General features: G+C 63.0%; 11 protein-coding genes. 6 read left to right on the plus strand and 5 right to left on the minus strand.

Annotated features, from left to right (window positions below; translation table 11 throughout):
* Positions 1 to 766, minus strand: a 766-nt coding sequence (locus H8A92_RS23805) for a YXWGXW repeat-containing protein (RefSeq protein ID WP_229198021.1), incomplete at its 3' end; no start/stop codon positions are given.
* Between the two features lie 674 nt (positions 767 to 1,440).
* On the opposite strand from H8A92_RS23805, the gene clpB reads away from it, so the two are divergent.
* The 5 genes from clpB (at position 1,441) to H8A92_RS23830 (ending at position 6,703) form a co-directional block, all read left to right on the plus strand.
* Complete coding sequence (clpB, locus tag H8A92_RS23810) at positions 1,441 to 4,053, plus strand: ATP-dependent chaperone ClpB (protein ID WP_229198022.1); 2,613 nt, start codon at positions 1,441 to 1,443, stop codon at positions 4,051 to 4,053.
* Positions 4,054 to 4,168: 115 nt separating this feature from the next.
* Complete coding sequence (locus H8A92_RS23815; protein ID WP_163149561.1) at positions 4,169 to 4,438, plus strand: DUF2171 domain-containing protein; 270 nt, start codon at positions 4,169 to 4,171, stop codon at positions 4,436 to 4,438.
* A gap of 122 nt (positions 4,439 to 4,560) precedes the next feature.
* On the plus strand, positions 4,561 to 5,622 hold the full coding sequence (locus H8A92_RS23820) for a Dyp-type peroxidase (protein ID WP_229198023.1): 1,062 nt from the start codon (positions 4,561 to 4,563) through the stop codon (positions 5,620 to 5,622).
* Complete coding sequence (locus H8A92_RS23825; protein WP_229198024.1) at positions 5,615 to 6,430, plus strand: family 1 encapsulin nanocompartment shell protein; 816 nt, start codon at positions 5,615 to 5,617, stop codon at positions 6,428 to 6,430. The genes H8A92_RS23820 and H8A92_RS23825 overlap by 8 nt, the downstream gene beginning before the upstream one ends.
* 81 nt (positions 6,431 to 6,511) lie before the next feature.
* Positions 6,512 to 6,703: a hypothetical protein gene (locus H8A92_RS23830; protein ID WP_229198025.1), complete on the plus strand. Its 192-nt coding sequence runs from the start codon at positions 6,512 to 6,514 to the stop codon at positions 6,701 to 6,703.
* A gap of 8 nt (positions 6,704 to 6,711) precedes the next feature.
* Here the strand turns inward: H8A92_RS23830 and H8A92_RS23835 are convergent, their stop codons facing one another.
* From H8A92_RS23835 to H8A92_RS23850, 4 genes are all read right to left on the minus strand, one after another.
* Entirely contained in the window at positions 6,712 to 7,932 is a 1,221-nt protein-coding gene (locus tag H8A92_RS23835) for an MFS transporter (RefSeq protein WP_420831355.1), read from the minus strand.
* Between the two features lie 174 nt (positions 7,933 to 8,106).
* Positions 8,107 to 9,132 (minus strand): glycoside hydrolase family 5 protein, encoded by a 1,026-nt coding sequence (locus H8A92_RS23840; RefSeq protein ID WP_229198027.1) that lies wholly within the window; start codon positions 9,130 to 9,132, stop codon positions 8,107 to 8,109.
* Positions 9,129 to 10,418 (minus strand): O-antigen ligase family protein, encoded by a 1,290-nt coding sequence (locus H8A92_RS23845; protein ID WP_229198028.1) that lies wholly within the window; start codon positions 10,416 to 10,418, stop codon positions 9,129 to 9,131. Before H8A92_RS23845 ends, H8A92_RS23840 begins: the two co-directional genes overlap by 4 nt.
* 75 nt (positions 10,419 to 10,493) lie before the next feature.
* Positions 10,494 to 11,306, minus strand: coding sequence for a WecB/TagA/CpsF family glycosyltransferase (locus H8A92_RS23850; protein ID WP_229198048.1), 813 nt, complete (start codon positions 11,304 to 11,306; stop codon positions 10,494 to 10,496).
* Positions 11,307 to 11,447: 141 nt separating this feature from the next.
* Between H8A92_RS23850 and H8A92_RS23855 the strand changes: the two genes are divergently transcribed.
* Entirely contained in the window at positions 11,448 to 12,908 is a 1,461-nt protein-coding gene (locus H8A92_RS23855; protein ID WP_229198029.1) for a GNAT family N-acetyltransferase, read from the plus strand.
* Positions 12,909 to 12,964 lie beyond the last annotated feature (56 nt).

Raw genomic sequence — 12,964 nt, forward strand, 5'->3', positions numbered from 1 at the left:
CTGGCACAGGCTCGCCGGCCGGACGCGCTCGCACCACGCCCGGTCCCTTCAACTCGCCGGGACGCGCGGTTGCGCCGACGGCAGGCACGCCGTTGTTGGCGCGCTTGAACAGGCTCGGATCCTGGCTTGCGGCCTCGACCTGCTTGCGTTGCAACGGCGTCGCCGCGAAATGCTGCTCCTTGGCGACCGCGCGATCGGCAGCGGTGGGCCGCGCCTCGATACCGCCGGTGCCGCCATTGTAGCTGACGTTGTTGACGGTGGTCTGGCTGATCGTGACGTTCTTCTCGTAGACGTTGTTGATCTGCGCGCCCTGCAGATTGTTCACGGTGCGATTGTAGAAGAAGTTGCCGTGATCCCAGCGACCGCCTTCATAGCCCGCACCGCCGTAGCCGAAGCCGTAATTGATGCCGCCGTAGAAGCCGACGCGATCACCCCAATAGCCCTGATGGAAAATGAAGCCGCCGCCGAACGCGCCCCAGTAACCGGGCGTCCACAGCAGCCCGACTCGCGGCGGCTGCACCCAGGTGCCGGGCACCCAGTAATAATCACCGCGATCCTCGTCCCACGACCAATTGCCCGGCGACCACATGTAGCCCGGCCCAGGCACCGGCGGCTGATCGTACGTCGGCAGCGGCGGCGGCGCAGTATCGACAGCGCTGACCGGCGCGCATGCCGCGTCCTGCGCGTTTGCCGGCACGGCAGTCGCATAGAGCAGCGCCGTGGCAATCGCTGCACACGACACGGTCGATAGAAGACGAGTGGTCATTGGGAGCCTCTTCGATGAGCACGTCTGTTTCAACGTGAGAACCGGAACAAAAGTTCCGTGCATCGGCAACGGACCGACACACTGCATCGCTAGACCCTTCACCTTACACCAGCCTGAAACACGTCGATGCAAACGGTAACGCAATCACGTTGCCATTCATCGACAGTTCAGAGTGTGCGGTGACGTCGTGCTGCGCGATTCAGTGGAACATCGCGCAACAGATACTCGCATCATCGATGCGCGCGACACAATGCGGTCACGTTTCCGAAAGCGCGAAGATGACTTACGGGCTTTCACGCAACTGTAACGATCCGGACTCATCGAACCGCATGTCTTCGGCGAGCACGGCGATCGGCCAGGCCGCCGTCGGCATGACACGTGCGCCCGGTCTGACGAAACGTCCGCAGCAGTGCATCCGGACGAGTGCCGGGGACGAACATCTGCCGTCGCAAGGGCTTAGGCGCAGCACGCCAACGGTCCGGCGTGGCGATTGACACACCCCTGAAACGACCACACGATGCGAGCTGCGGCAGCCTCAGGCCCGCGGTTTTTCCGCCGGCGCAATTACAACTCGGCTGCCGCATGATGGATGTCATCGTTCCGCCATCTGTCACCGGCCGGAATGCATGGCATGATTTGATCTCGACGAGCCTGCGTTGCCTTGAGGTGCCACAATGAACATTGAAAAATATACCGATCGCGTTCGCGGCTTCATTCAGTCGGCACAGTCGCTCGCGACGCGCGAGGGACACCAGCAGTTCTCGACGCTCCACATCCTGAAGGTGCTGCTCGATGACCCTGAAGGCCTCGCGGCCGGCCTGATCGACCGGGCCGGCGGCAACTCGCGCGCGATCCTCAAGGCCACCGAAGACGCGTTGGCGAAGGTGCCGAAGGTCAGCGGCGCCGGCTCCGGGCAAATTTATCTGGCGCCCGATACCGCGCGCGCCTTCGCCGCGGCGGAACAGGCCGCCGACAAGGCCGGCGACAGCTTCGTCTCGGTCGAGCGCCTGCTGCAGGCCCTCGCAGCCGACAAGGACAGCGACGCCGGCAAGCTGCTCGCCAAGGGCGGCGTCAATCCGCAGAACCTGAATGCGGCGATCAACGCGCTGCGCAAGGGCCGCACCGCCGACAGTGCATCGGCCGAGAATGCCTATGACGCGCTGAAGAAATACGCCCGCGACCTGACCCAGGCCGCGCGCGACGGCAAGCTCGATCCGGTGATCGGCCGCGACGAGGAAATCCGTCGCACCATTCAGGTGCTGTCACGCCGCACCAAGAACAATCCCGTCCTGATCGGCGAGCCCGGCGTCGGCAAGACCGCGATCGTCGAGGGCCTGGCGCTTCGCATCGTCAATGGCGACGTTCCGGAGAGCCTGCAGGACAAGGCGCTGCTCGCGCTCGATCTCGGCGCGCTGATTGCGGGCGCGAAATATCGCGGCGAGTTCGAGGAACGGCTCAAGGCCGTGCTGCAGGAAGTAACGTCCGCCGAGGGCGGCATCATCCTGTTCATCGACGAAATGCACACGCTGATCGGCGCCGGCAAGGGCGACGGCGCGATGGACGCATCGAACCTGTTGAAGCCCGCGCTCGCGCGCGGCGAACTGCATTGCATCGGCGCCACCACGCTCGACGAGTACCGCAAGCATGTCGAGAAGGACCCGGCGCTGGCGCGGCGGTTCCAGCCGGTGTTCGTCTCCGAGCCGACGGTCGAGGACACCATCTCGATCCTGCGCGGGCTGAAGGACAAATACGAGCAGCATCATGGCGTGCGCATTTCGGATTCGGCGCTGGTTGCCGCCACCACGCTCTCGAACCGCTACATCACCGATCGCTTCCTGCCCGACAAGGCCATCGACCTGATGGACGAGGCGGCGGCACGACTGAAGATGCAGGTCGATTCCAAGCCCGAAGAGCTCGACTCGCTCGACCGCGAGATCATCCGTCTCAAGATCGAGCAGGAAGCGCTCAAGAAGGAGACCGACCTCGGCTCCAGGAGCCGCTTGCAGACGCTCGAGAGGGACCTCGTCGAGCTGGAGAAGAAGTCGGCGGACATGACATCGAGATGGCGCTCCGAGAAGAGCAAGCTCTCCGATGCGCAGAAGATGAAGGGCGAACTCGAGCAGTTGCGCACCGAGCTTGCCAATGCGCAGCGCAAGGGCGAATTCCAGAAGGCGGGCGAGCTGGCCTACGGCCGCATTCCGGAACTTGAGAAGAAGCTCGCGACGGTCGAAGCCAGCGAGACCTCGTCAGCCAGCGAGACCGTGACCGCCGATAATATCGCGCAGGTGGTTTCGCGCTGGACCGGCGTCCCCGTCGACAAGATGCTGGAGGGTGAGAAGGACAAGCTGCTGCGCATGGAGGAGATGCTCGGCAAGCGCGTCGTCGGGCAGGCCGAGGCCGTCCGTGCGGTGTCGACTGCGGTGCGCCGCGCCCGCGCCGGCTTGCAGGATCCGAACCGGCCGATCGGCTCGTTCATGTTCTTGGGGCCGACCGGCGTCGGCAAGACCGAGCTGGCAAAGGCGCTCGCCGAATATCTGTTCGACGACGAGACCGCGATGATCCGCCTCGACATGTCCGAATACATGGAGAAGCACTCGGTCTCGCGGCTGATCGGCGCGCCGCCCGGCTATGTCGGTTACGATGAGGGCGGCGCGCTGACGGAAGCGGTGCGGCGCCGGCCCTATCAGGTGGTTCTGTTCGACGAGATCGAGAAAGCGCATCCCGACGTCTTCAACGTGCTGCTGCAAGTTCTCGACGACGGCCGTCTCACCGACGGCCAGGGCCGCACGGTCGATTTCCGCAACACGCTGATCATCATGACCTCGAACATCGGCGCGGAATATCTCGTCAACCAGCCGGAGGGCCAGAGCACGAGCGCGGTGCGCGAGCAGGTGATGAACATGGTGCGGGCGCACTTCCGCCCCGAGTTCCTCAACCGGATCGACGAGATCATCCTGTTCCACCGGCTGCAGAAGAGCGACATGGGCCGCATCGTCGAGATCCAGTTTTCGCGCCTGCGCAAGCTGCTCGAGGATCGCAAGATCGATCTGGAGCTCGACCCGAAGGCGCGCGACTGGCTGGCGGAGAAGGGCTGGGATCCCGCCTACGGCGCCCGCCCGCTGAAGCGGGTGATCCAGCGCAGCGTGCAGGATCCGCTCGCCGAAATGATCCTCGCCGGCGATGTCCGCGATGGCTCGCAGGTGAAACTATCAGCCACCAAGGCCGGCCTCACCTTCAATGGCAAAAAGCCGGAGAACGCGGCAGCGGACGAATTCGAACCGGTGTGAGGCAGGCCCGGACCACCAGCGACGCGCCGTCATCGCCGCGTCGTCTGGGCGCATCATATGCAAGCCGAATGTACAAGCTGAACATACAAGCTGACCTGCAACCAGGGAGAGCATCATGACACAGCAGAACATCAAGGACAACATGGAGGTCATCGGCGCCGATGGCGTGCATGTCGGCACCGTCGATCGCGTCGAAGGCAACCGCATCAAGCTCAAGAAGAGCGACAGCGATGGCTTCCACAAGGGCCATCACCACTTTATCGAGCTCGGCTTCGTGGCGGGCGTCGAAGGCTCCAAGGTTCGGCTCTCCGCCAACGCCGCTATCGCGGTGACTCTCGAGGAGGAGAAGTCCGGCAAGCCGGTTGGTCCGTCCGCGGAAGCGTAGTTATCCGGGCTCTTGTAAAGGTCTCGGTGGCATGCTCCTCTTCCCCCGAATCTGGACGTCGATCCGGCGTCCGGCCTGCCCTCCGTCGTCGCGGACTAGCCGATTTAGTTAAGGAGAGATGTGTGCCATCAGCCGTTCCGCAACCGGTCGCTGCGAAGCTGACGCGCGCGGCCATCTTCCTTGCGGTCACGGTCAAGCCCAATCCGGAATATGACACCGTGGTGCGATCGCTGTGCGCCGATCTGGCCGCGCTGGTGCGCGCCGTGGGCTTCCGCGATCTCGAGGGCCGGCTGTCTTGCGTCATGGGCATCGGCTCCGATGCATGGGACCGGCTGTTCGGTGCACCGAAGCCGCAAGGCCTGCATCCGTTCGGCGAGATCAACGGCGTCCACCATGCGGTCTCGACGCCGGGCGACCTGCTGTTTCACATCCGCGCCGTGCCGATGGACCTCTGCTTCGAGCTCGCCTCGCAGATCATGTCACGGCTCGGCGATGCGGTCGCAACCTCTGACGAGGTGCACGGCTTCAAATATTTCGACGAGCGAGACCTGCTCGGCTTTGTCGACGGCACCGAGAATCCCGTCGATCAGGCAGCGCTAGAGGCCACCATCATCGGCGACGAAGATGCCGCCTTCGCCGGCGGCAGCTACGTGATCGTGCAGAAATACCTGCACGACCTCACGAAGTGGAACGAGCTGCCGGTCGAGATGCAGGAGAAGATCATCGGCCGCACCAAACTGTCCGACATCGAGCTCGACGATGCGGTGAAGCCGAGCTACGCGCACAACGCCCTGACCACGATCGTCGAGAACGGCGAGGAGCTCGATATCGTCCGCGACAACATGCCGTTCGGCAACGTCAGCAAGGGCGAGTTCGGCACCTATTTCATCGGCTATGCCAAATCCCCGCACCGGATCGAGCAGATGCTGGAGAACATGTTCATCGGCAAGCCGCCGGGCAACTACGACCGCCTGCTCGACTTCAGCCGCCCCGTGACCGGCATACTGTTCTTCATCCCGTCGGCGACTTTCCTGGAGGATGCCGCGAATGCGGCGCCGGCGGCCTCGCCCGCCGAGCCGATATCGGGTGACGCAGGAGATGACGACACACCGGCACCAAGAATACCGCCGTCCGATGGCTCGCTCGGTATCGGCTCGCTGAAAGGAGACGCTGGACATGAATAATCTTTATCGGGGGTTGGCCCCCATCTCGGACGCGGCATGGGCCCAGATCGAAGAGGAAGCCTCGCGCACGTTGAAGCGCCATCTGGCGGCGCGCCGTGTCGTCGACGTCGATGGCCCGAAGGGAACGGACTTCTCCGCTGTCGGCACCGGTCATCTCAAGAAAATTCCGACGCCCGGCGACGGGGTCGAGGCGACGCAGCGCGACGTCCGCGCACTGGTCGAGCTGCGCGTACCGTTCGAACTTTCGCGCCAGGCAATCGACGATGTCGAGCGCGGCTCCAATGATTCCGACTGGGATCCGCTGAAGGACGCCGCGCGCAAGATCGCCTTCGCCGAGGACCGGGCGGTGTTCGACGGCTACACGGCCGCGGGCATTCAGGGCATCCGTCAGGGCACCAGCAACCCGGTGCTGACGCTGCCAGCGAGCGTCAAGAACTACCCCGGCGTGGTCGCGCAGGCGGTCAGCCAGCTGCGGCTCGCCGGCGTCAACGGCCCCTATACGCTGCTGCTCGGCACCGAACCCTATACCGCGATCGGCGGTGCGACCGACGACGGCTACCCGGTGCTGCAGCACATCCAGCGCCTGATCGACGGCAAGATCATCTGGGCACCCGCGATCGCAGGCGGCGTACTGCTGACCACCCGCGGCGGCGACTTCCAGCTCTCGATCGGTCAGGATCTTTCGATCGGCTATCTCAGCCATTCGGCGACTTCGGTTCAGCTCTACTTCCAGGAGACCATGACTTTCCTGATGCTCACGAGCGAGGCATCGGTGGTGCTTGCGCCGGAGGCGAAGAAACCCGCCTGATCTTTCCGGCGTTCACTCTTCCTGGAAGTCTCCGGCCGCGGCCGAAGCTTCCGCCAAACTGCAACGGAGAGGAGGCGCGCAATGGACTACGATCTCTACATCAATCCGAAGAAGGCCTCGGTCGGTCTCTATGTCCGCAGGGGCGCCGGCCTTCCCGATCTTGCCGACGCCACGGACTGGGTGTTCGACGGTACCTTCGGGCAGGCCAATCTGCCGCCGCAGCTCGTGAAGGAGATCGAGGCCAACGGCCACGCCTTCCGCGACATGGATTGAGCGCCGCGCTATTTCTCTCCTGTCTTCACCGGCGCGGTCTCCGGCATCAAGCTCATCGCCACGATGCCGACCGCGGCCGCGAGCAGGAGATACCAGGACGGCGCCAGCGGATCGCCCGTCACGTGCAGCAGCCATGTGACCACGAGCTGCGCGGTGCCGCCGAAGGTCGCGATTGCCACCGCGTAGATCGTGGCAAACACGCCGCCGCGAATGTTCTGCGGCAGCGCTTCCGTGAAGGCGGCATAGAACGCCGTGAACGGCAGCGATCCGATGAACGACAGGACGCCGAAGCCGAACAGCAGCGACCACGCGCCGGGATCCCGGACGATCCACAGGAAGGCCGGATAGGTCAGCACCAGCACGACCAGCTGCGGCCAGACCATGATCGGCTTGCGGCCGAGCCGGTCGGCAAGCCAGCCGCCCAGCACGGCGCCGATGATCTGCAATCCGTTGCTGACCAGCGAGACGGTGAAGGCGAGCGACGGCGACACATGTAACGTGTTCTTGGCGTAGGTCGTCATGTATTGCGTCACATAGGTCGAGATCGTGCCGCTGGCCAGGATCATCACTGCCAGCACGATCACGCGAAGATGCCGGCGCGCCAACGCGACATGGCTCGAACTTTCGACCTGCCCGGCGACGTGCTCGCCGTGCGAAACCGTTTCCGGCAGCGTGCGGCGCATCCAGATGCCGAACGGCAGGCAGACGGCGCCGAGCAGGAATGCGACGCGCCATCCATAGGCCTGCAGCATATCGGGCGCCATCGTGCTGCTCAGGACGACCCCGACAAGCGCGCCGATCGTCGCCGCGATCTCCTGGCTGGCGGGCTGCCATGCCACCACCAGGCCGCGATTCCGAGGTGCCGCGATCTCGATGAGGTACGCCGTGGTCGGCCCGACCTCGCCGCCGAGCGCAAATCCCTGCACCATCCGCGCCAGGATCACGATAACAGGTGCCACGATGCCGATCGCGGCATAGGATGGCGTCAGCGCGATGGTCAGGATCGCCCCGCCCATCAACGCGAAACTCAGCAACATCGCCGGCCGCCGGCCGACGCGATCGGAGAAAATGCCGAGCACGATGCCGCCGATCGGCCGCGTCAGGAAGCCGGCGCCGAAGGTCGCAAGCGACAGCATCAGGCTGCCGTATTCGCTATGCGCGGGGAAGAAGGTGCGCCCGATCTCGGTCGCAAAGAAGCTGTAGGTGATGAAGTCGTAGAACTCCAGCATGTTGCCGATGGTCGCGGCAAACGCTGCGCGCTTGACATCGAATTCCCTGCTCGCAATCTCCGGCAACACTCTCGGTTCCTTGTCTGGTGGTTCGAAGCGAGTATTATTCCTCGAGGCATGCAAGGCAAGACAAGGCGTACCGCGCGATCAGACGCCGCGCCCGGACCGCCAGGTTCATCGAACCGGAGGAATGATCGCGCGGAGGATGTCCATGTTCCAGCGCTGCCGGGCGCCGTCGAACGCCGCGAAATCATGATCGAACTGCCAATAGGCCCACGCCCAGCCGAATTTTTCAGCGCTTCGTGTCATGAACGACAGGTACTTCGCCCGGCTCTCCGCCGGCGCGCGCTCATAGACGCCGAACTCGCCAAGATAGATCGGGCGCGTTTCCTTCTCCGACCAGGACCGGACCTTGTCCAAATCGGCAGCAGCCCTCGCTTCGTCCTCCGCCGAGCCCCAGCTCAACGGACCGATGGTCGAGAAGGTCGCCGACCACGGTGCACCCTGATGGGTGAATTGCAGCGGCAGGTAATAGTGGAACGTGACGATGAGGTTTCGGTCGCCGGCCGGCAGCGCCAGCTGGTCGATCGGCAGTTCCTCGGTGTTCAGGATGGCGACCACGACATTCCGCTTCGGATTCGTCTCCCGGATGATCGCAAGACAATCGGCGAGCAGACCGTTCCACTCGGCCGAGGTCATGTTCCCGCCAGGCTCGTTCAGGATCTCGAACAGCAGCGCCGGATATTTCCCCGCATAGCGCGCCGCGATCTGGCGCCAGAACGCCTTGAGCTTCACCGTGCATTCCGGCACGTCGCGCTGGCAAAGGTCGGTGTCGTGCTCGTCGAGGATCGGGATCAGCTTGCTCGCGAAGACCTGTTCGATCACGGCATCGAGGCGCCGCAACACAGCATCATCCAGAACGTTGCCGGAATCCATGTGCCTGAAGCCGAAGAAGTTGATCCGCACATGCGAAAAGCCGGCTTTGCGGATGGCGGCGAGGTTTTCATGGCGGAACGGTGCGTTCCGGTAGCCTTCCCAGATGCCGTCATAGCCGAGAATGTTGATGCCTCGCCCCAACGCTGCGACCGCCGGAGACGCACCCTGCCCGGCTCCATTCACCGGCGAGATCAGCACGGCAGCGAGCGCCGCCGCCAGCAGCACGCCGACGGCTCCTTGCAAATACGACCGGAGCGCTGTCATGGCTGCTCCTGCTCGCGGAGCCGCGCGCGCGGCGACGACATCGGCCGGCAAGCCGCGAGGAAGAATGCGATCAGCAGCACCGACGTGAACATGGTCGAGCGAAGGAAGACCGTCTCGGTGAAATTGGTCTGGCAGTTGAGGAACACAAACCCGACGACCAGCGCGCAGTGCAGACGGTCGATTGCCCGTCCTGCGATCAGGCAGAGCATTTTGTAGGAGAACAGGAAGACGCTCGCCGCGAACAGGAAATAGCCGAAGAAACCGGTCTCGACGAGAATGGCAATGTAGCCATTGTGGTAGTTGTCGAGCACCCAGCCGTGGTTCTGGTTGAAATAATCGTAGATTGCCGGATTGGTCCAGAACCCGTTGATGCCGAATCCGAACAGCGGCGCGTCATCGAAATGGCTGATGGCATACTGCCAGATGAACGTTCGCTCCGTGAAGTTGATCGTCGTATCGAAGACATGGATCGAATCGTATCCGGTCGCGTAGAAATACAGGATCAGCAACACGGCCGCGACGCACATGATGCAGGGCAGCACCGCATAGACCTGCATGCACCTGATCGACCACAGCGAGGTCAGCAGCAGCGCGCAGGCCACCAGCGACAGGGCACCGGCGCCACGGGACTCCGAGAGGATGACGCAGGCTGAGGCCAGCGCGAATGTCACGAGGAACGGCAGCCAGCCCTGTCCGGTCATCTTTCGATAACAGGCAAAGAACATGAGATACGCCGCGGCGAAGCCCAGGGTTTGCTTCGATTCGAAGACGCCTTGCCATTGCCCGTTGTGCATCCAGGTCTGATCGATCCCGATGTCCGGAAGCACGATCGCACAGAACGCCGAGGCTGCGATCAGCACGAACAGGCCGCGGGTCGTCGATATCACGATGTCGTCTATGTCGACGCGGGTGATCATGCAGAACGCGCCAAGCGTCGTGATCACGAGCGCCGCGGCCTTCATGAGGGCTGCGGCGTCCAGATTGGTCCAGAACACGGAAATCGTGGCGAACGCATAGAATGCGATGATCACAAGCGTGTCGAGATTGAAGGCAAGTCGAAGGCAGGGACCGATGAACAAGCTCGCGTAGATCAGCACACCCCACATCGCGAGTGCGACGGCCTGCTGCACCAGGGTTATTTCGGTCGGCAGCAACGCAGCGTGAAAGGTCCCCATCGACATGATCACGTTGATCGTGATCGACCAATTGACGACGGTCCGTGCGAAATTTTCCGCCTCGACGCCTGGCACCTGCCAGATCGAGCTATCGAGCGCGCGACCATCCATTCGATTGTACTCCGCTCATTGAAAATGAGCTTGCTGCTCCGGTGGCTCGGAGCAGCACATTGCACTCGGAAGACTTCAGTCTTTGGTCGACGAGGATCGAGTCCGGTTGAAGAGCAGATAGAGAGCGTGCGGGTTGGTTGTCAAGTAGCGCCAAAACAACCGACGTGGCTCGAGCCAAAGCCGCCAGGCCCATTCGAGGCCGACGACCTGCATCCATCTCGGGGCGCGCGGCCGCGATCCGGACAGGAAGTTGAACAATCCGCCCGACGTCTTGATGACGCCGACATTGCCAAGCAGCGGCATGAATTCGTCGACGAAGCTCTGCTCGTAGGGCACGCCGAGCGCGACCCAGAGAAAGTCCGGCGCCAGGGCATTGATCTCGTCGACCTTGGCCCGCAGCGCGTCGCCGCGCAGATAGCCGTGCGAATGACCGACGATCTTGAGTGCCGGATACGCCCGGCGGACATTGGCGATGGCCGCCTTGTTTTCGGCGTCATCGGCTCCGAACAGATAGAAGGTCAGCCCGAGTTTCTCCGCCTTGCAGGCAACGTCATGAAACAAATCTGTGGTCGCGACGCGCTCGGGCAGCGGCTTCGACGACCGCAGCCTGGACACCATGACCAGCGGTTGCCCGTCGGCATTGATCAGGTCGGCAGCGCGGAACAGCCGATCGGTCATCGGCTCGGTCGAGCAGCGCGACAGCACCTCGCCGTTGGCCGAGGTCAGATACAGCGGACGATTGACACGCCGGTTCGGATACACCGCCTCGACCATGAAGTCGGCGGTCTGCTCGCGATCGAGCACGGCGAGCCGCAGCCCGCCGATGGTTTCCCGCGGGACGCCGGCAGTCAGGGCCCTGCCAACAGGATTGATCCGACGCTCCCGCATGCCGTTCGGCAGGGACGGCCGGTTCGGCGAAGTGTCGCAAATTCGGACAGACGGAACAGCCATATCTGAATCGAGACGCTGGGTCCCCTCGCGATCGACGCGCGCAGGCGAAATAGCATCGGAAATGCGGGCGTTTTGGCTATGACTCAACATTTCAGCAAGGGCTCCAGTGCTTATGTGCCCTTAACTGCAATATCCGGTCCAGGCAACGCGTGTCTCGTCGCAGCCTCGATGAACCGAGACCGCAAAGAGATCATTAACCATGTTTGTCGCACGGCACGACATCCTGCGCCGACGGCAAGCAGCGGTCGTTTCAGGCGCGGGGCCGCCCGACCAGCAACAATATGCAAAGTTCGAGGCTCGACATTAATACAAATCGTATTCTACCGGTGCGCGCCGTCATCGGCCTTTGCTATAAGGATGACAGGCCGGCTTGATCGGCGTTTAGAACCCGTTTGTTTTTGGTTTCACATGAATAAGAACGATGACGCGTTCGATGTCAGCGTCGACGACGCATTCGACTTCTTATCGGAAGAATACGCGACATTGTTTGAGGGCTCGGACGCGACCGCCTTCCAACATCCGCTCTGGCTCGACAACATCTATCGCAAGCTCGCTCCAGCCGCTGCAGCGAAGCCATTGATTGTCGTCGTCCGTCACCGCACGAACAGCGCGCTTGCAGCCGTGTTTCCGATGCTCCGCGTGCGGCGCGGACCGATGCGCGTGATTGAATTCGCCGATCTTCGCGTGTCCGATTATCTGTCGCCGGTCTGCAGCATCGCGACGTTCGCTCACCTCCTTCAGGATCAGCGCGCTTGCACGACGCTCCGACAGCTACTGCGGCCGTTCGACCTGCTGCGGATACCCAAGCTGCTCGATGCCAGGATGCCGGTCGAGAATCTTCTCGGCGCGCCTCACCGCAGCCTGATGGATATGAATGCCTATGCGACGGTGCTGACCGCGCCGTTCGAGCAGTGGCAGATCAACGCGTTGGGAAAGTCCTATCAGAAGGAATTGGCAAAGAAATGGCGCCAGATCCACAAGAAAGGCACGCTCACCTTCTCATGCTGTGACAACGGCGCCTCGATCGGCGAAGCCATGGAGACGATGCGGAAGTTTCGCGGTCCGCGGTTTCACGAACAGGGTGACGGCGACCTGTTGCAGCGTCCGGAGTATTTCGATTTCTACTCAAGCGTGGCACTTCGCGGCCTCGGCTCCTTCACGCGGCTCTATGCCATGAAGATGGATGGCGAAGTCATCGCGGCTGCTCTCGGGCTGGTCCACCGTGACACCCTCCTCGTTGTCATGACGGCGTTCAACGTCGAGGGCTACAAGAGCCAGTCGATCGGCGCGCTGACATTCGAGAGCGTCGCCAAGGATTGCATCGAGCGCGGCTGCCGAGCGCTGGATTTCACCATCGGCGACGAGCCATACAAGATGCAGTTCGGGGGTCAGCCGACTCCGATGTCGGCCGTGACGCAGGCCGGCAGTGCAACCGGCTCCCTTGCACTGTTTGCCCTGAAGCAGGCGCCCTGGATCAAGCAGGCTGCCAAGCGGCTGACGGATCTCAGGCCGATCCGCACCTCGACGGGCACCCGCTGAGGCGCGGCGTTTCAGCAAATTCCTTGTGAATGATCTGTGCGTAGGCGCTGCGCGGT

This window comes from Bradyrhizobium acaciae (genome assembly GCF_020889785.1).
In the GTDB taxonomy this organism is placed as follows: domain Bacteria; phylum Pseudomonadota; class Alphaproteobacteria; order Rhizobiales; family Xanthobacteraceae; genus Bradyrhizobium; species Bradyrhizobium acaciae.